This is a genomic window from Mycolicibacterium austroafricanum, from assembly GCF_902705885.1.
GTDB lineage: Bacteria > Actinomycetota > Actinomycetes > Mycobacteriales > Mycobacteriaceae > Mycobacterium > Mycobacterium vanbaalenii_A.
Genome location: NZ_CACSIP010000034.1, coordinates 70,966 through 89,464, shown reverse-complemented (window position 1 = coordinate 89,464; position 18,499 = coordinate 70,966). Strand labels below are relative to the sequence as shown.

The following is an 18,499-nucleotide window of genomic DNA, read 5'->3' as shown; positions in this document are numbered from 1 at the left end:
TCAGCGCTTGCTGTCCTTGGCGTGGCGGCCCCGCTGCCGGGCGGCTTCGCGACGCTCCCGACGGCTCCCGCCGCCGTTGCCGGACGGACTCGCCCCGCCGGAGCGCTTGACCTCGACCGACCCGTCCTCCGACGGGCCGGAGTAGGTCAGCGGTGGGGCGTTGTCGTCGATTCCCTTGGCGCGCAGACCGGCACCGGCGCCCACCGGACGCTGCTTGGTGGCGACACCGCCCTGGCCTGCGGCCGCGGCGGCCGCGAACTCGGCGAGCCCGGCAGGAGTTGCCTTCGCGGAGACCGCCGGGGCCGGCGCGGCTTCGACGCTGACGTTGAACAGGAAGCCGACCGACTCCTCTTTCATCCCTTCGAGCATGCCGACGAACATGTCGTAGCCCTCGCGCGCGTACTCCACCTCGGGACGCTGCTGGGCCAGGCCGCGCAGCCCGATGCCCTCGCGCAGGTAGTCCATCTCGTAGAGGTGTTCGCGCCACTTGCGGTCCAGGACGTTGAGCAGCACGTTGCGTTCCAGCTGGCGCATCGCGCCCTCGCCGGCGATCTCCTCGATCTCGGCTTCACGTGTGGCGTAGGCACGTTCGGCGTCGGCGACCAGCGCGTCGAGAAGCTCCTCGCGGGTCAGTTCGCCGGGCTCGCCGACGGCGTCGGAGTCGATCAGATCGTGGTGGTCGATCCCGACGGGGTAGAGCTGCTTGAGCCCCTCCCACAGCTTCTCCAGATCCCAGTCCTCGGAGTAGCCCTCGGCGGTGGCGCCGTTGACGTAGGCGGTGACCACGTCGGTGAGCAGGTTGTGGGCCTGCTCGGCGAGGTTCTCCCCTTCGAGGATGCGGCGGCGCTCGGCGTAGATGACCTTGCGCTGCTGGTTCATCACCTCGTCGTACTTGAGGACTTCCTTGCGGATGTCGAAGTTCTGCTGCTCGACCTGTGTCTGGGCGCTCTTGATGGCACGCGAGACCATCTTGGCCTCGATCGGCACGTCGTCGGGCAGGTTCAGCCGGGTCAGCAGCGTCTCCAGCGTCGCGCCGTTGAACCGTCGCATCAGCTCGTCGGCCAGCGACAGGTAGAAGCGGGACTCGCCGGGGTCGCCCTGGCGGCCCGAGCGGCCGCGCAGCTGGTTGTCGATGCGTCGCGACTCGTGGCGCTCGGTGCCCAGCACGTAGAGCCCGCCGGCGGCGACGACGTCCTTGGCCTCGGCGGCGGCCTCCGCCTTGACGTGTGGAAGATCCTCGTGCCAGGCCGTCTCGTACTCGTCGGGAGTCTCGACGGGGTCGAGATTGCGCTGGCGCAGCCGCCGGTCCAACAGGTAGTCGACGTTGCCGCCGAGCATGACGTCGGTGCCGCGACCCGCCATGTTGGTGGCGACGGTGATGGCGCCGAGTCGGCCGGCCTCGGCGATGATGCCGGCCTCCTGCTCGTGGTACTTCGCGTTCAGGACGTTGTGCGGGATCCGGCGCTTCTGGAACTGGCGCGACAGGAACTCGGACCGTTCCACGCTGGTGGTGCCGATCAGCACCGGCTGGCCCTTCTCGTAACGCTCCACGACGTCGTCGACGACCGCGATGAACTTGGCCTCTTCGGTCTTGTAGATCAGGTCGGACTGGTCGGTGCGGATCATCGGCTTGTTGGTCGGGATCGTCACCACGCCGAGCTTGTAGATCTCGTGCAGCTCGGCGGCCTCGGTCTCGGCGGTGCCCGTCATGCCGGCGAGCTTGTCGTAGAGGCGGAAGTAGTTCTGCAGGGTGATCGTGGCGACCGTCTGGTTCTCGGCCTTGATCTCGACCTGCTCCTTGGCCTCGATGGCCTGGTGCAGGCCTTCGTTGTAGCGGCGCCCGATGAGCACGCGGCCGGTGAAGTCGTCGACGATGAGCACCTCACCGTTGCGGACGATGTAGTGCTTGTCGCGCTCGAAGAGCTCCTTGGCCTTGATCGCGTTGTTCAGGTAGCTGATCAGCGGGGAGTTCGCGGCCTCGTAGAGGTTCTCGATGCCCAGCTGGTCTTCGACGAACTCGACGCCGACCTCGTGCACGCCGACGGCCCGCTTCTTGATGTCGACCTCGTAGTGGACGTCTTTCTCCATCAGCGGCGCCAGCCGGGCGAACTCGGTGTACCAGTTCGAGCCGCCGTCGGCGGGACCGGAGATGATCAGCGGGGTGCGGGCCTCGTCGATGAGGATCGAGTCGACCTCGTCGACGATCGCGAAGGTGTGCCCGCGCTGGACGCAGTCCTCCAGCCGCAGCGCCATGTTGTCGCGCAGGTAGTCGAACCCGAACTCGTTGTTGGTGCCGTAGGTGATGTCGGCGTTGTACGCGGCGCGGCGCTCGTCGGGGGTCATCTGCGACAGGATCACTCCGACGTCCAGGCCCAGGAAGCGGTGGACGCGGCCCATCTGCTCGGCGTCACGTTTGGCCAGGTAGTCGTTGACGGTGACGATGTGCATGCCCTTGCCGGCCAGTGCGTTGAGGTAGGCGGGCAGCACTGCGGTCAGGGTCTTGCCCTCACCGGTCTTCATCTCGGCGACATTGCCGAAGTGCAGCGCGGCGCCACCCATCACCTGGACATCGAAGTGCCGCTGGTTGAGCACCCGCCACGCCGCCTCACGCGCGACTGCGAACGCCTCGGGCATCAGGTCGTCGAGATCCTCTTTACCGGCGAGCCGTTCCCTGAACTCGTCGGTCTTGGCGCGAAGTTCCGCGTCGGACAGCTTCTCGATGTCGTCGGACAGGGTGTTGACGTAGTCAGCCACCCCCTTGAGGCGCTTGACCATGCGGCCTTCACCGAGACGGAGCAACTTACCCAGCACGCTGTTTCCTCTTTGTTGATGGCGGCACGCGTTCAGACGGACACCATCGTAGGTGACGCACCGAAATCGCTGGTCGAGCGTGTCAGGTGCGCCGCCCTCACGGCGAATCCGGCGCGCAAAGCGACACTGGCGGTGCCTCAGCGCGCCGGATCGACCTCAGGCCAGTTTGATCAACCCGTAGTCGTAGGCGTGCCGCCGGTAGACCACGCACGGCCGATCGCTCTCCTTGTCATGGAACAGGAAGAAGTCGTGGCCGACGAGCTCCATCTCGTAGAGGGCGTCGTCGACGGTCATCGGGGTGGCGGGGTGCTCCTTGGTGCGGACGATCCGCCCGGGCTCGTGGTCGTCGACCGCGACCTCATGGTTGTTCTGGACGGGTTCCTGCAGCGGGGCGAAGCCGTCGACCAGGTGGTCCAGCGAGGTCGCCTCGTGTAGCGACACCGGTGTCTTGTCGCCGTAGTGGATCTTGCGGCGGTCCTTGCTCTTGCGGAGTCGACGTTCGAGTTTGCCCGCCGCTGATTCGAGGGCGGCATAGAAGCTGTCGGCGCAGGCTTCGCCACGGACGACGGGTCCACGCCCTTTGGCGGTGATCTCGACGTGCTGGCAGTTCTTCCGCTGCCGGCGGTTGCGCTCGTGATACAGCTCGACGTCGAAGAGGTAGATGGTGCGGTCGAAGCGTTCCAGGCGAGACAGCTTCTCGGAGACGTAGTTCCGGAAGTGGTCGGGAACCTCTACGTTTCGACCCGTGACCGCCACCTCGGCGCTGGGAGTTGGGTCGCCCGGTCCCCCGGCATTCGGGTCCACCACCATTGTGCTGTCTGATTCCACGGAATGACTTGACATACTTGGCAACTCGATTCTCTTTCGCGTGTGCACACCTGCGCGTGCCCGGCTATTCAAAGAAATCGCGCCGACGGGGCAGTCCTGGTTGCGCCGCTCGCCGGAGCAAGGTGTCGACTACTCACCTCCTACCGCTGGGCGCGATACCGGCGTCTCCTGCCCGGAGCGCCGCCGTGAGATGTTCACGGATGGTTGGTGCCGACGGTAGTCCGTGTTCACCTAGTCGTGCCACTGATTCGGCAGACGTGTTTTCAGTTCGTCATGCTCGATTGACCTGAAGGCAATGCTCAGGCGTGTGCCAGCGCGAGGACAGCGACGACGTCGGCGCCGCACGTTTGCAGGACCCGGACCGATTCGGCGGCGGTAGCGCCGGTGGTCACCACGTCGTCGACGACCACGACCGACCCTGCCACCGGCGTGGTGAGGCGGATGCGTCCGGCGATGTTGCGCTGTCGAGCGGCGCTGGACAGCCCGACGGAGTCCCTGGTGAAGGCCTTCATCCGCAGCGCCGGGGCGACGGTGAGGCCGTGGTGTCCCTGGACCGCGCGGCGCGCGAGGCGGGTGACCGGGTCGCCGCCGCGACGCCTGGCCGCCGAGCGTCGGGTGGGGGCGGGCACCACCGTCAGCGGGGTGTCGAGCAGGCCCCACGTCAGCAGCTGGTCCAGGGCGGTGTGCAGCGCCCCGGCCAGCGGTTCGAGCAGGTCGGCGCGGCCGCGCTCCTTGACCGCGACCACGGCTTTGCGGCGCGCGCCCGCGTACCGGCCGAGCGACAGCACGGGCACGCCGGGGTCCAGGCGCGGCGTGACCAGGTGGGGTTGGTCGGGCCTGACGGTCAGCTCCCGGTCGCACGCCGCGCACCAGCCCACGCCGGCGACGCCGCAGCCACCACACTGCAGCGGGAGCACGAGGTCGAGCACCCTGTCAGTGTGGGGTCCGGATCCGACAGCCCGGCCGCGCTCCGCCGCGAAATAGGCCTCGGCTTGCCGCGAAATATCATTCCGGGCTGTGATTTGGGCCGATTCACGACCGTGGCTTCACACTCGGCGCCAAGACGCTCGCGGCGGCACCCAACTCACCCAGCGACGATCGAGTCTCCCTGCACGGTGATCGTCTCCTCGGTCAGCGGGCGGGCCGCCGGGCCGTTGACCACCGCGCCGTCGAGGCTGAACTTGCTGCCGTGGCAGGGGCAGTTGATGGTCCCGCCGGCCACCTCGTTGATCAGGCAGCCGGAGTGTGTGCACACCGCCGAGAACGCCTTGAAATCCCCTGCCTCCGGCTGGGTGATGATCGTCTCGCCGACGATGACGCCGGAGCCGACCGGCACATCAGCGGTCGCGGTGAGCTCCTCCGGTGCCGCCGGCGACTCTCCTGACGGCTCGCCACCGGAATCACCGGAATCCCCGCCGCTGGAACACGCGGCCAGCGCGGTGGCCGCCAAACCGACTCCCGCGCCGACGATCACCGCCTTCCGGGAAACCTGCATCCTGTCGATATCCATCGCTGACCTCTCCATCGGCTGGCTGCCGGAGGGCTGTCCGGCAACACGTCCAGTGTCAGCCCGGCAGCACCGGCAGCGCACCCGCTGTCATCAACGGCCGGACCTCCGCCCACCCGGGATCCCCGTCGGCGGACGACCCCGAGAGTTGAAGCACGCCACGCGCGTCGGCGACGTATACGGCCGACGGGTTGGCCGCCACCGTCGTCACCGGTCGCAGCAAGTTGTAGGTCGGGCCGTCGGAGTTCACCCCGTCGAGGTTGACGTACGCCACCGGATGCTGGGCGTCGGTGCGGCTGACGACGATGTCGTCACCGGTGCGCCAGGACAGCGACACCACGGTGTCGCGCAACCCGTAGCCCAGCCGTCGCGGGAAGGTCAGCGCGTAGCCGCCCCCTTCGGTCTGCTCGACACCGGCCAGAATCACCCGCCCCTCGATCACCATGGCCGCCCGGGTGCCGTCCCGGGAGAGCTGCAGGTCGGCGATCGGGCCGGGGAATCGGGTCGACACCGAGGCGGAGTCGACGGGGATCCTGGCGGGCTGACCCGACGCGTCCTGGATGACCCGGACGACGTTGATGCCGTCGACAACGACCCAGATCGCGTCGTCCAGCGACCAGCTGGGCCGGCTGAGGCTGCGCCCGTCCATCGCCTGGGAGGCGGCGCCGCCCAGCGGTCCCACCCACAGCGTGGAGGCCATGTCGGGAGCGCCGGGGCGGTCGGTGATGATCGAGGCGACCAACTGACCGTCACGCGACAGCGACGCGGCGGTCTGGCCGGGCATCTGCCCGAACGAACCCGACACCCGCGGGGCCCGCTGACCGTCGAGGCGCACCAGCGAACCGCCGATCAGGGCGTGCAGCCCGGCCGCGGCACCGTCGACGGCACCGGGATCGGTCGCGGCGACGTCGCCGGTGTCCCAGCCTTCGGCGAACCGGTCGTCGAGTGCGGCACCGTCGGCGGTGATCACGTAGGGCCCGTTGATGCCGGCCCGGGACAGTGTCCAGATCAGCTGCGCGGCAAGAAGTTGCCTGCTCTGCGGGTCGGTGGTGGCCAGGTTCTCCAGGTCGATGCGCGCGCCGCCGTAGCCGCGTCCCACTCCGGTCTTGCCGCCGTCGGCGCGGGTCACCGGGCCCCGTAGTTTCAGCGGCGGCCCCAGCAGGTTGCGCACGGTGTCGGTCATCTCCGGCCGCGGACCGGCGATCAGCTTGCTGACCAGTTCGGTGGGCAACTGGTCGGGCTCGGAAACCGCGACGTAGCGCGGGTCGGGTACCACGGTCTTACCCGTCGGGTCGGCGAAGTAGAGGGTGCTGCGCTTGTAGGTGGACTGGAACTGCTGCCAATCCAGGAAGACCCCATTGGGCAGCCGATCGATGCGCCAGCCGTCGGAGGTTTTCACCAGTTCGATCGGGCCGGGGTCGGGCAGCGCCCCCTCGCCGGTCTCGAAGACCCCCATGTCCGACAGTGAGCCGAGGATGTCGGCGCGCATGCTCACCGAAACCCGGTTGGGGGTGCGGGTCTCGACGAACACCACGTTGTCGATCAGCAGCGCGCTGCCCGCGTCGTCCCAGGCGTCCGACGCCGACTCGGTGAGGAACTGCCGCGCAGCCAGGTGCCTGTTCGCGGGATCGGCGGTGGCCTTGAGAAACTCGCGCAGCATCACATCGGGATCCATCCCCGGGGTGGGGCTGGGCAGGCTGGGCGGCGCCGGCCGGGCGACGGTGCCGATCGCCTGCGGCGACGACGAACTGGGCACTCCGGCACATCCGGTGAGCGCGAGCACCAGCACGAACAGTGCGGCCAGGGCGCGTGTCACACGCTCCCCCCCGCCGGTTCGCGTTCGCGTGTCGGTCGACTGCCGGGCAGCGCCGGTGTCGTCTCGATGGGCTTGACGGGCAGCGGGCTGCTGGTCACCTTGTGCCCGCGGACCAGGGGCAGCGTCAGCCGGAAGCAGGCGCCCTTGCCTGGTTCGCCCCACGCCTCCAGCCTGCCTTGGTGCAGCCTGGCGTCCTCGATGCTGATCGCCAATCCGAGCCCGGTGCCGCCGGAACGGCGCACCCGCGACGGATCCGCCCGCCAGAACCGGCTGAACACCAGCTTCTCCTCGCCGGGGCGCAGGCCCACACCGTGGTCGCGGACGGTCACCGCGACGGTGTCCTCATCGGCGGCCATCCGGATACGCACCGGTTTGTGTTCTGCGTGGTCGATGGCGTTGGCGATCAGGTTGCGCAGGATCCGCTCCACCCGCCGGGGGTCGACTTCGGCGACGACGTCGTCGGTGGGCAGGTCGACGATCAGGTCGACGCCGGCTTCTTCGGCGAGGTGGCCGACGTTGTCCAGCGCGCTCTTCACGATGGAACGCAGATCGACGGCTTCGACGGCCAGCTCGGCGACGCCCGCGTCGTGGCGGGAGATCTCGAGCAGGTCGCTGAGCAGCGACTCGAACCGGTCCAACTCGTTGACCATCAGCTCGGTGGAGCGCCGAAGCGCGGGGTCGAGGTCTTCGGCGTGGTCATGGATCAGGTCGGCGGCCATCCGCACGGTGGTCAGCGGGGTCCGCAGTTCGTGGCTGACGTCGGAGGTGAACCGCCGCTGCAGGTTGCCGAACTCCTCGAGCTGGGTGATCTGGCGGTGCAGGCTTTCGGCCATGTCGTTGAACGACACCGCCAGCCGCGCCATGTCGTCCTCGCCGCGCACCGGCATCCGCTCGGCGAGGTGACCTTCGGCGAACCGTTCCGCGATCCGCGACGCCGACCGCACCGGCAGCACGATCTGGCGGGCGACCAGCAGCGCGATCGCCGCGAGCAGGCCCAGCAGCACCACCGCACCGGTGACCAGTGTGCCGCGGACCAGTGTGATCGTGGATTCCTCGCTGTTCAGCGGGAAGATCAAGTAGAGCTCCAGGTTGGCCGCCGGCGACGACGTCGGGGTGCCGACGATCAGCGCGGGTCCGGAGAAGCCGTCGGTGTGCACGGTCGAGTACTGGTAGCTGACCTGTCCGGCGTTGACGAAGTCACGCAGCGCGTTGGGCACCTGATCGATCGGGCCCGCGGAGGTGGCCGCGCGTGGCCCCATCCCGGGAACGACGAGCACCGCGTCGAACGTCCCGGCGAGTCCGGTGCCGGTGTCGGCCTTGCGGTCGATCAGGGTGTTGCGGGCCAGTTGCAGGCTGCTGTCGAGCGAGCGGGTTTCCTCACCGCCGACGATTCCGCTGACCGTGCCGCGGGCCCGCTCGATCTCCTCGGTGGCGGCACGCACCTTGACTTCCAGGATCCGGTCAGTGATCTGGCTGGTCAACACGAAGCCGAGCACCATGATCACCGCCAGCGACAAGCCCAGCGTCAACGTGACGACCCGCAGCTGCAACGACCGCCGCCACGCCAGGCTCAGCGCCCTGCCCAACGCACCCAGGCCACGGACCAGGGGTGCTGACCGTCGGTGGATACGTCGTCTCGAGCTGAAGATCACGGCGACCGCCGAGCGGTCACGGAGGTCCGGCCTTGTATCCCACTCCTCGAACGGTGAGCACCACCTGCGGGTTCTCCGGGTCCTTCTCGACTTTGGCCCGCAGCCGCTGGACGTGCACGTTCACCAAACGGGTATCGGCGGGGTGGCGGTAACCCCACACCTGTTCGAGCAGCACATCTCGAGTAAACACCTGGCGGGGTTTCCGTGCCAGCGCGACCAGCAGGTCGAACTCCAGCGGGGTCAGCGAGATCTGCTCGCCCTGACGGGTCACCTTGTGGGCCGGCACGTCGATGTCGATGTCGGCGATCGAGAGCATCTCCGCCGGCTCGTCTTCGTTGCGGCGCAGCCGGGCGCGCACCCGGGCCACCAGTTCCTTGGGCTTGAACGGCTTCATCACGTAGTCGTCGGCGCCGGATTCCAGTCCGAGCACCACGTCGACGGTGTCGGTCTTGGCGGTCAGCATCACGATGGGGACGCCGGAATCGGCGCGCAGCACCCGGCACACGTCGATGCCGTTCATGCCGGGCAGCATGAGGTCCAGCAGCACCAGATCGGGCCGCAGTTCGCGCACCGCGGTCAGCGCCTGGGTACCGTCACCGACCACCGCGGTGTCGAAGCCCTCGCCACGCAGAACGATGGTGAGCATCTCGGCGAGCGAAGGGTCGTCATCGACGACCAGGATCCTTTGCCTCATGGTGTCCATGGTGTCACCAGAAAGCAATAAACCTCGGATACCACACCGGGCGATTTTCGTGTTGACCGGTACCGGCGTGGCGCGGTGCGCCGAAAAGGCATTTCGGCGGGGCTACGGAGCGAATTTCTGGACGCCGAGCGCGGAGTACTGCGCACCGATCTGCTGGATTCGTGCGCCGACGGCGTTCAACTCGCCGTCGGATCTGACCATCACCTCGGTCAGCTGACGCATGCCTTTGGCGACGATCGCCATCGCCATGGCCTCGCCGGCGGGGTTTTCGGGAACCGACGACGCGGCGCTGACGACCCAGGCGCGCAGCCGGTCGAGTTCGGCGCGGCCCGACGCGACGATCTTGGCGGATTCGTCGATCTCGGCGGCCAGCTGGGCGTCGAGGTCGGTGAGTTTCCCGAGTACCTGCGCGTGTTCGGCGTTGCGGGCGGCGTAGGTGTCGGCGGCGCCGCCGGACCAGTGCGTGCCCGGGGCGGCGGAGTCGACGTCGGCTTGCAGGCTGCGCAGCTTGGCGCTGCCGTCGAACGGCGATCCGCCGACGGGGCTGTCCTGTCCGTAAGTCTGGCGCGCCTGCGTCCACGTCGCCAAGAACGCCTCCAGCGGGCCCACGCTCTGAGTTTATGGTGCCGGCGTGGCGGCTCGGCGCAGCAGTTGTCAGCCGAGGACGGCGGCGCCTTCGATGACGGCGCGCTGCTGCCTGATCGACTCGGCCACCTCGTAGCCGATCTGCCGCACGCTGGCCTGCACTGGGTTTCGCTCGAAAGCGGTTCGGGCCGAGCCGGTGTCGCTTGCGAGCACCCAGCCCAGCGAAGAGCTGTCCGCCAACGCCTGCCGCGCAGCCGTGGTCTCCGGGTCACCCTCGGCCACCAGTTCGTCAGCCAGGGCGAGGACGAGCTGCTTGCGGGAGTAGTCGATACCGTCGCAGTCCCGGACCACCGGGTTGGTCCACCAGTGGTCGAACGGGATGCGCGAGCCACGGTCGATCCGGCCGCCGTCGCGGGTGCGGATCGGCGCCGGCGGGTACAGGTCGAGCTTCGGCACATACTCGGCATAACCCTGCGGGCCGCTGCGGATCTTCATCAGGGTCAGGCACGCCGCCGACGACATGCACTTCGGGTGGGTGACACCCGCGGTGTCCGCCCAGGTGAGCTCACGCGGGTCCAGCGGCGAGTCGGTGTGGTGGACAAGGGCGCGGACCTGCACAGCCACCGCCATGGCCTCGATGAGGTTGCCCTGGTCGAACTGCCCACAAGCCGACTTCATCCGGACGACACGGTCATCGACCTCGGCGAGCAGTTCGGAACGCGTGCGAATTGAAGCAGTCATGAATCCCCCGGTGACACGTTGCGCAATTTCGTCGCCTGAGCGACGCCCCACGCCTGAGGGTACGTGTCGCCTCGCCGATCCGCAGCGGTCTCGCGCTACTGCAATTTCCCGGCGAGTTCATCCGCGTCGACGTCCGGCGGCACCACCGTCCACGGCCCGCACCACTGCGCGGCGGCCAGCTCGGCGTACACCGCTGACGTGCGACGCTGCAGCCCGTCATCACGCTCGTAGGCGTCCCGGGCGCGGTCGGCCTCCTGCGCGGCGCGGTTGACCGCACGTTGCGCCGCCAGCTCCGTCGGCACATCCAGCAGGACCTGCCAGTCCGGCACGGGCAGCTGCAGCCGTCCGTACTCGAGGTCGCGCACCCAGGCCACCACGTCCCCGTCGGCGCCCTGGTGCAGCCGGGCCGCGCTGTAGGCGGCGTTGGAAGCGACGTAGCGGTCGAGGATCACGACGTCGAATTCCGCCGCGAGCCGTTCGATCTCGGTCTTCCCGCCGGCACGGTCCATCGCGAACAGCACCGCCATCGCGTAGACGGAGTCGGCGAGGTCACCGTGTGCGCCGTGCAGGGCTTCGGTTGCCAGATCGGCGGGAACCGACACCCCGTACCGCGGAAACGCCAGGCTGGACACGGAGCGGCCGTCGGCCTGGAAGCCGGCGCGCAGACCATTGGTCAACGTCCGCTTGCCGGCGCCGTCGACGCCCTCGATCACGATGAGCACTCGGCGAGCGTAATCCAGGCACCCTCACCCGCGAGGACGGCAAAGTTGACCACCGCGAACCTCAAGCCTGATAGTCATCCGATGGGGAGAAGACTCCGCGTTGGCAAAGTTGGCGAAGTCGCGGTGGCAGCCGGTGTCGGCACCGCGGTGTTCATCGGGTTGGGGGCCGCAGTCGCCGCGGCGGACGACGGCGCAGACGGGTCGCGGGCGGCGTCGAACTCGACGCAGACCGATGCGGGTCCGGCGAAGAAGCGGGCCGAGCGTCCGAGCACCCGCAACGACCGATCGGACGACTCGTCGAGCCAGAACGATTCGGCTTCAACCGAATCCGAATCCGAATCCGAGCCCGACGACCGAGACGTCGAGCTGGACGACCGGGGCACCGACGGGACGGTCGACGAGCCCGACACCGACACCGACACCGACACCGACGCAGCGGAACCCGACACCGACGAGGCGGTCGTCGACGAGCCGGCCGATCACGACGTGGTTCCGGTCGTGGACGTCAACGCCACGCAGCCCTCACCGGTCGCCGACGAGACCCCGCCCGCTGCCGGCCAACAGCTGTGGACGCTCCTCGGGGCGGCGCGCCGCGAAGTCGACAACGACATCGCGGCGCACCCGTCCGCCGACGTCGTCACGGCCGAGGTTTCCGACGCCGCGCCGGCGGAATCGATCACCTACACCGCCGAACCGACGTTCTTCGACCAGGTAGTGGTTTTCAGCCTTCGGGTGATGCGTGGGATCTCCCGCTTCACCGGTGTCGACGTCAACGGCTTGCTGGCCAAGGCGCTGGAGAGCGCCAGGCCACCGTGGTTCGTGAAGCACGGCCTCGACGTGCGTAGTACCGAGTACCAGGTGTCGGACGGAAATACCTGGCAGGTGTGGGAGTTCCAGCCGCCCAACCCCACCGGCAAGACGGTCATCGCCGTACACGGAGGCGGTTTTGTCGTCCAACCGCTCGTCACGCACTGGAGTGACTACGCCGCCATGGCGCGCACCACCGGCGCCACCGTGGTCGTGCCGATGTATCCGCTGGCCACCACCGAGGCAGGGTCGGCAACCCGGGTGGTACCCGCAATGGCGCAGTTCATCTCCCACCACATCGCCGCGCGCGGCGCCGAGGACGTCAGCGTCTACGCCGATTCCGCCGGCACCATCTTGGCGATGTCGGCGGTACGCGAGCTGGTGCTGAGCGGTCGTCCTGTTCCGGCGAGCATGGTGCTGCTCTCCCCCGCACCGGACGCGTCGCTGTCCAATCCGGCCATCCGCGACATCGACGACCCGGTCATCGACGTGGACAACCTCGACTTCTACACCGACGGCAGTCACTGGGCCGACGGATTCGAGCCGACGGACCCGATGGTCAGTCCGCTGTTCATCGAAGACGCTGTGCTCGCCGGCTTTCCGCCCACGACGATCTACATCGGGACACTCGAGATCGGCCTTCCCGATACGCTGCTGCTGCACGAGAAGTGGAACGCCGCCGGTGGCACCGCCTCGCTGGTCGTGGGCACAGGCCAGATCCACGACTGGGCGCTGGGCGGTTCGATCAACTCGCAGGCGTCGAAGGTGCGTCCGGAGATCTACCGCCAACTCGGGCTCAACGGCGTCGCCGACGGACCCGCCACCATCACGACGGCGCCACCGTCATTCGGGGACCAACTGATCATCGGCACGCTGCGAACCCTGCGCTGGTTCTCAACGGTCACCGGCATCAAGCTGTTCACCCCCATCGTGGGGGCGGCCACCAGCGCCGACCCACCACCGGAGACGACCACCGGGCTGATCGTCACCGAGCGCAGCTACAACGGCTGGCCGGTATGGGAATTGGCGTCGCCGCAGCCGTCGGGTGAGTACGTGGTGGCGTTGCACGGCGGTGGTTTCGAGTCCGAGGCCAACATCATCCACTGGTCGGACTACGCGTCGATGTCGCGTGACACCGGTGCCACCGTGCTGGTGCCGATCTACCCGCTGGCCCCGCCCAAGAGCACCGGTACGGCGAGCACGCTGGTGCCGCCGATGGCCGACTACCTGTCGATGTTGATCGCCGAGCACGGCGTGGACAACGTCAGCCTTTACGGAGACTCGGCGGGCGGCTCCTACGCCATGCTGGCGGTGCAGGAGATGTTGCGCCGCTGCCGATCCGACGTGCAATGTGTGGTGTCCGAATCCCAGCCGTCACGAATGGTGCTGGTGTCACCGGCACTGCATCTGACTCTGAGCGGGCCCGAGGTCGACGCCATCGACGACCCCATCCTGCCGAGCCGACCGGCAGGTGAAGGTCCCCAGTTCAACGGCGAGTGGGACATGGACGATCCACGAGTGAACCCGATCTCGAGCGCGGACCTGACCGGCCTGCCCCCGACCACGGTGTACATCGGCACGCTGGAAAAGCTCTACCCCGGCGCGTTGGCGTTCCGCGACAAGCTGCTGGCGCAGGATCCCGACGCCGACTTCACGGTCATCATCGGCGACGGGCAGATGCACGGCTGGGCGCTGGGCGGGATCTACATCAACTCGCAGGCACCGGTGTGGCGCTCCACCGTGTACCGGCAACTGGGACTGCTGCCCGAAGAGAATCCGGCGCGAATTACGAGGGTGCAAGTCGTCTAACGCGCGCCCGGCCCGCCGGGGATCGCCGTAGGGTCGGCTGTATGAGTCTGACGGAATACCAAGCGGGTACCACGTTTCCGGGCCGGATCGGCCGCACCATCGGCGAGTCGGACGCGGCATGGCCGAAACCGAACCGGGCGGAAGCGGGTGCGCCGAACGTCGTCTACATCGTGCTCGACGACACCGGCTACGGCCAGTTCGGTTGCTACGGATCGCCGATCAACACTCCCAACCTGGACCGGCTGGCGCAGAACGGCTTGCTGTACACGAACATGCACACCACCGCGCTGTGTTCGCCGTCGCGATCGTGCATGCTGACCGGCCGCAGCCACCACTCCAACGGGATGGCGTGCATCACCGAGGGATCCACCGGATTCCCGGGTTCCAACGGCGCGATCCCGTTCGAGAACGGCTTCCTCTCGGAGATGCTGCTCCCGCACGGCTACGCCACCTACTGCATCGGGAAGTGGCATCTGACCCCGGCCGAGCAGATCAGCGCGGCCGGGCCGTACGACCGCTGGCCGCTGGGCCGCGGGTTCGAGCGCTACTACGGATTCCTCGGCGGTGACACCCACCAGTACTATCCCGACCTGGTCTTCGACAACCACCAGGTCGAGCCACCGAAGACGCCCGAGGAGGGCTACCACCTCACCGAGGATCTGGCCGACCGGGCGATCAACTTCATCGCGGACCTCAAACAGGTCGCACCTGAAAAGCCGTTCTTCCTGTACTTCGCCACCGGCGCCAACCACGCGCCCCACCAGGCGCCCCCGGAGTGGGCAGAGAAGTACCGCGGCAAGTTCGACGACGGCTGGGACGCCTACCGGGAGAAGGTGTTCGCCCGGCAGAAGGAACTCGGCATCGTCAGCCAGGACGCGGTGTTGTCCAGGCATGACCCTGACGTCGCGCAGTGGGAAGAGTTGTCCGACGACGAACGCCGACTGTACGCCCGGATGATGGAGGTGTTCGCCGGGTTCTTCGAGCACACCGACCACCAGATCGGTCGGCTGCTGGACTATCTGGAAGAAACCGGCCAGCTGGACAACACGTTGATCATGGTGATCTCCGACAACGGCGCCAGCGCCGAGGGCGGACCGCACGGTTCGGTCAACGAGAACAAGTTCTTCAACAATATTCCCGACGATCTCGAACAGAACCTGGCCGCCATCGACGACTTGGGCGGGCCGAAGTACTTCAACCACTACCCTTGGGGTTGGACCTTCGCAGGTAACACACCGTTCCGGCGGTGGAAGCGCGAGACCTATCGCGGCGGGGTCGCCGACGGCTTCATCGTGCACTGGCCCGCCGGAATCACGGCCAGGGGCGAGGTCCGGCACCAATACGGCCACGTCGTCGACATGGTGCCCACGGTGCTGGAGGCCCTCGGTGTCGATCCGCCCGCGGCGGTGGGCGGTGTCACCCAGTCCCCGATCGAGGGGGTGAGCCTGGCGCACACCTTCAACGACGAGACGGCGGCGTCCAAGCACCACACTCAGTATTTCGAGATGTTCGCCCACCGGGCGCTGTACCACGACGGCTGGCGTGCGGTGTGCCCGTTTCCCGGAACGTCGTTCGAGGAAGCCGGGGCGGGTTTCGGGATGCTCGACCTGACCGAGGACCGGCTGCGGGCGCTCGACGCCACCGGCTGGGAGCTCTACCACGTCGACGTGGACCCCGCCGAGACGAACGATCTGGCCGAGCAGGAGCGGGCGCGGCTGATCGAAATGATCGCGCTGTGGTACACCGAGGCGGGCAAGTACAACGTGTTGCCGCTGGACAGCCGCGGCACCATGCGGTTCGCCGATCCGCGACCGCAGATCAGTCTGCCGCGCGAGACCTACGTGTATCACCCGGGCACGCAGGTGGTGCCGGAGAATGTCGCGGCGAAGGTGCTCAACCGGGCGCACACCATCACCGCCGAAGTCGAGCTGGCCGCCGGAGATGAGGGCGTGGTGATGTGCCACGGCAGCAACGTCGGCGGTTACACGCTGTTCGTCCAGGACGGCAAGCTGCACTACGTGCACAACTACGTCGGGGTGCGGGAGATGCACTTGGCTTCGGACACGCCCATACCCGCCGGAAAGCGCACGCTGCGCTATGAATTCGAGCCGAACGGCCAGCCCGACGTCGTGGCCGGGAAAGGCACACCCGGACATGCCCGGCTGCTCCTCGACGGCGACGTCGTCGCCGAAGCAGACTTCCCTGTGACGATCCCGCTGGCGATCGGGATCGGTGGCGGGCTCGTCGTCGGCCGCAACGCCGGTTCGTCGATCACCGAGATGTACGCCGCGCCGTACGCATTCACCGGAACAATCGAGAAGGTCACCGTCAGCACCGCAGCGCCGGCAGCTCACGACGAGGAGGAGGCGAAGCGCGCCGAGGCCCGCATGGCGATGGCTCGCCAGTGATGCGAAGCTGGCTGGTCACGCTCGCCTGAGCACACGATTCAGCCGGCGATGCTGGACTGAAGCACCACTTCGCCCTGCGGCGGGTCCAGGAACACCCGGGTACTGCGGCGCTCGGCACCGAAGACCATGTTCAGCTCGATGCCGGTCAGGAACGGCCCGGGGGGCAGCTCGGCTTCGAGAACCTTCTGCACCGCGGGCTGCTGCCCGCTCTCCTCTGATTCGTGTTGGCTCACAAGCTCATCCATCGTCGCGGGTGCGACCTGCACGACGGCGTCGATCCACTCCAGCTTCAGCCGTGACGACTCAGGCCGGGTGCTGGTGTTGTCCCACACGATCCACGCCGCCGACACCGGGGTGCCGAGCGCGGGGAAGATCCGGGCGAGCTCCTCGGTGTCGTGACGCACCTCCGGCGGCGGCGGCGCGGCGGCGGCCGGCTCCTGCTGTTGTCCCTGACACGCGGTCAGCGTCAGCAGAAGCCCGGCCGCCGCGACGAATCGGGCGCGCACCGCGACCGTGGCGGTCGTCGTGCGCGCCCGATTCGATCTCGTCACGTCAGTAGCGGTAGTGCTCTGGCTTGTACGGGCCGTCGACGTCGACACCGATGTACTCCGCCTGCTCCTTGGTCAAGCGAGTGAGAGCGCCGCCCAGTGCTTCCACGTGGATCTTGGCGACCTTCTCGTCGAGATGCTTGGCCAGCCGGTAGACCTCGTTGTCGTACTCGTCGTTCTTGGTCCACAGCTCGATCTGCGCGATCACCTGGTTGGAGAAGCTGTTGCTCATCACGAACGACGGGTGACCGGTCGCGTTGCCCAGGTTCAGCAACCGGCCCTCGCTCAGCACGATGATCGAGTGACCGTTGGAGAACGTGAACTCGTCGACCTGCGGCTTGATATTGATGCGGCGGACGTCGGGATCCTTCTCCAGCCGCGCCATCTCGATCTCGTCATCGAAGTGGCCGATGTTGCCCAGGATCGCCTGGTGCTTCATCGCCTTCATGTGCTCGAGGGTGATGATGCCCTGGTTGCCGGTGGCGGTGATGACGATGTCCGCCCAGCCGATGGCCTCTTCCACGGTCTTGACCTCGAAGCCGTCCATCAGCGCCTGCAGCGCATTGATCGGGTCGATCTCGGTGACCGCCACGCGGGCGCCCTGCGCCTTGAGGGCCTCGGCGCAGCCCTTGCCGACGTCGCCGTAGCCGCAGACCAGCGCGGCCTTGCCGCCGATCAGCACGTCGGTGCCGCGGTTGATGCCGTCGATCAGCGAGTGCCGGGTGCCGTACTTGTTGTCGAACTTGCTCTTGGTGACCGAGTCGTTGACATTGATCGCCGGGAACGACAGCTCGCCGGAGGCGGCGAACTGGTAGAGCCGCAGCACCCCGGTGGTGGTCTCCTCGGTGACGCCCTTGACCGCCTCGGCGATCTTCGTCCACTTGGCTTTGTCGGTCTCGAAGCGCTCGCGGATCAGCGACAGGAACACCTTGTACTCGGCGGAATCGTCGTCCTCACCGGGAGGAACCACGCCGGCCTTCTCGAACTGCGCGCCGCGCAGCACCAGCATGGTGGCGTCACCGCCGTCGTCGAGGATCATGTTGGCCGGCTCGTTGGGCCAGGTGAGCATCTGCTCGGCAGCCCACCAGTACTCCTCCAGCGACTCGCCCTTCCACGCGAACACCGGGGTGCCCTTGGGCGCCTCGACGGTGCCGTTGGGGCCCACGACGACGGCTGCGGCGGCGTGGTCCTGGGTGGAGAAGATGTTGCACGACGCCCATCGCACTTCAGCGCCGAGGGCAACCAGCGTCTCGATCAGCACCGCGGTCTGGACGGTCATGTGCAGCGAGCCGGAGATGCGCGCGCCCTTGAGCGGCAGGACGTCGGCGTATTCGCGGCGCAGCGCCATCAGGCCGGGCATCTCGTGTTCGGCCAGCCGGATCTCCTTGCGGCCGAATTCGGCCAGCCCCAGGTCGGCGACCTTGTAGTCGATGCCGTTGCGGACATCAGCGGTCAATGCAGTCATGTAGAGCCCCTATATTCGTTCGATTGCCTGTGCGTGCACGGATGTGCAGTCGGCGACACCCATAGCCTGCGGGCTCGCGGGACAGGCGCTCGGCCGT

The 18,499-nt window shown here is 67.8% G+C and carries 14 protein-coding genes; 2 read left to right on the top strand and 12 right to left on the bottom strand.

Annotated elements, in window-relative coordinates; genetic code table 11:
• The 10 genes from secA to BEMPMBAN_RS21125 all read right to left on the bottom strand — a co-directional run bounded on the left by secA (position 1) and on the right by BEMPMBAN_RS21125 (position 11,365).
• On the bottom strand, positions 1-2,811 hold the full coding sequence (gene secA / locus BEMPMBAN_RS21170) for a preprotein translocase subunit SecA (RefSeq protein ID WP_159233218.1): 2,811 nt from the start codon (positions 2,809-2,811) through the stop codon (positions 1-3).
• Positions 2,812-2,967: 156 nt separating this feature from the next.
• On the bottom strand, positions 2,968-3,654 hold the full coding sequence (hpf, locus tag BEMPMBAN_RS21165) for a ribosome hibernation-promoting factor, HPF/YfiA family (protein ID WP_159233217.1): 687 nt from the start codon (positions 3,652-3,654) through the stop codon (positions 2,968-2,970).
• Positions 3,655-3,938: 284 nt separating this feature from the next.
• Positions 3,939-4,568, bottom strand: coding sequence for a ComF family protein (locus BEMPMBAN_RS21160; RefSeq protein WP_159233216.1), 630 nt, complete (start codon positions 4,566-4,568; stop codon positions 3,939-3,941).
• Positions 4,569-4,723: 155 nt separating this feature from the next.
• Complete coding sequence (locus tag BEMPMBAN_RS21155; protein ID WP_234897624.1) at positions 4,724-5,149, bottom strand: QcrA and Rieske domain-containing protein; 426 nt, start codon at positions 5,147-5,149, stop codon at positions 4,724-4,726.
• A gap of 55 nt (positions 5,150-5,204) precedes the next feature.
• Positions 5,205-6,962, bottom strand: coding sequence for an MtrAB system accessory lipoprotein LpqB (lpqB, locus tag BEMPMBAN_RS21150; protein WP_159233215.1), 1,758 nt, complete (start codon positions 6,960-6,962; stop codon positions 5,205-5,207).
• Entirely contained in the window at positions 6,959-8,614 is a 1,656-nt protein-coding gene (gene mtrB, locus BEMPMBAN_RS21145; RefSeq protein ID WP_159233214.1) for an MtrAB system histidine kinase MtrB, read from the bottom strand. The genes lpqB and mtrB overlap by 4 nt, the downstream gene beginning before the upstream one ends.
• A 16-nt stretch (positions 8,615-8,630) precedes the next feature.
• Positions 8,631-9,317 (bottom strand): two-component system response regulator MtrA, encoded by a 687-nt coding sequence (gene mtrA / locus BEMPMBAN_RS21140; protein WP_159233213.1) that lies wholly within the window; start codon positions 9,315-9,317, stop codon positions 8,631-8,633.
• Positions 9,318-9,419: 102 nt separating this feature from the next.
• Positions 9,420-9,926 (bottom strand): EspA/EspE family type VII secretion system effector, encoded by a 507-nt coding sequence (locus BEMPMBAN_RS21135; protein WP_159233212.1) that lies wholly within the window; start codon positions 9,924-9,926, stop codon positions 9,420-9,422.
• Positions 9,927-9,971: 45 nt separating this feature from the next.
• A complete protein-coding gene (locus tag BEMPMBAN_RS21130; RefSeq protein WP_159233211.1) occupies positions 9,972-10,643 on the bottom strand; it encodes a hypothetical protein in 672 nt (223 codons plus the stop codon).
• Between the two features lie 95 nt (positions 10,644-10,738).
• Complete coding sequence (locus BEMPMBAN_RS21125; protein ID WP_159233210.1) at positions 10,739-11,365, bottom strand: dTMP kinase; 627 nt, start codon at positions 11,363-11,365, stop codon at positions 10,739-10,741.
• Positions 11,366-11,488: 123 nt separating this feature from the next.
• Here BEMPMBAN_RS21125 and BEMPMBAN_RS21120 point away from each other — a divergent pair, with 123 nt between their 5' ends.
• Together BEMPMBAN_RS21120 and BEMPMBAN_RS21115 are read left to right on the top strand one after the other, a co-directional pair.
• Positions 11,489-13,981, top strand: coding sequence for an alpha/beta hydrolase fold domain-containing protein (locus BEMPMBAN_RS21120; RefSeq protein WP_234897623.1), 2,493 nt, complete (start codon positions 11,489-11,491; stop codon positions 13,979-13,981).
• Positions 13,982-14,022: 41 nt separating this feature from the next.
• Entirely contained in the window at positions 14,023-16,389 is a 2,367-nt protein-coding gene (locus tag BEMPMBAN_RS21115) for an arylsulfatase (protein WP_159233208.1), read from the top strand.
• 38 nt (positions 16,390-16,427) lie between these two features.
• Here the strand turns inward: BEMPMBAN_RS21115 and BEMPMBAN_RS21110 are convergent, their stop codons facing one another.
• Positions 16,428-16,940: a hypothetical protein gene (locus BEMPMBAN_RS21110; protein WP_159233207.1), complete on the bottom strand. Its 513-nt coding sequence runs from the start codon at positions 16,938-16,940 to the stop codon at positions 16,428-16,430.
• Between the two features lies 1 nt (position 16,941).
• Complete coding sequence (gene ahcY / locus BEMPMBAN_RS21105; protein ID WP_159233206.1) at positions 16,942-18,402, bottom strand: adenosylhomocysteinase; 1,461 nt, start codon at positions 18,400-18,402, stop codon at positions 16,942-16,944.
• Positions 18,403-18,499 lie beyond the last annotated feature (97 nt).

Excerpts from the sequence above, each read along its gene's own strand:
- hpf (WP_159233217.1), bottom strand. The coding sequence starts at position 3,654 with ATGTCAAGTCATTCCGTGGAATCAGACAGCACAATGGTGGTGGACCCG.
- BEMPMBAN_RS21155 (WP_234897624.1), bottom strand. The coding sequence starts at position 5,149 with ATGGATATCGACAGGATGCAGGTTTCCCGGAAGGCGGTGATCGTCGGC.
- mtrA (WP_159233213.1), bottom strand. The coding sequence starts at position 9,317 with ATGGACACCATGAGGCAAAGGATCCTGGTCGTCGATGACGACCCTTCG.
- BEMPMBAN_RS21130 (WP_159233211.1), bottom strand. The coding sequence starts at position 10,643 with ATGACTGCTTCAATTCGCACGCGTTCCGAACTGCTCGCCGAGGTCGAT.
- BEMPMBAN_RS21115 (WP_159233208.1), top strand. The coding sequence starts at position 14,023 with ATGAGTCTGACGGAATACCAAGCGGGTACCACGTTTCCGGGCCGGATC.
- ahcY (WP_159233206.1), bottom strand. The coding sequence starts at position 18,402 with ATGACTGCATTGACCGCTGATGTCCGCAACGGCATCGACTACAAGGTC.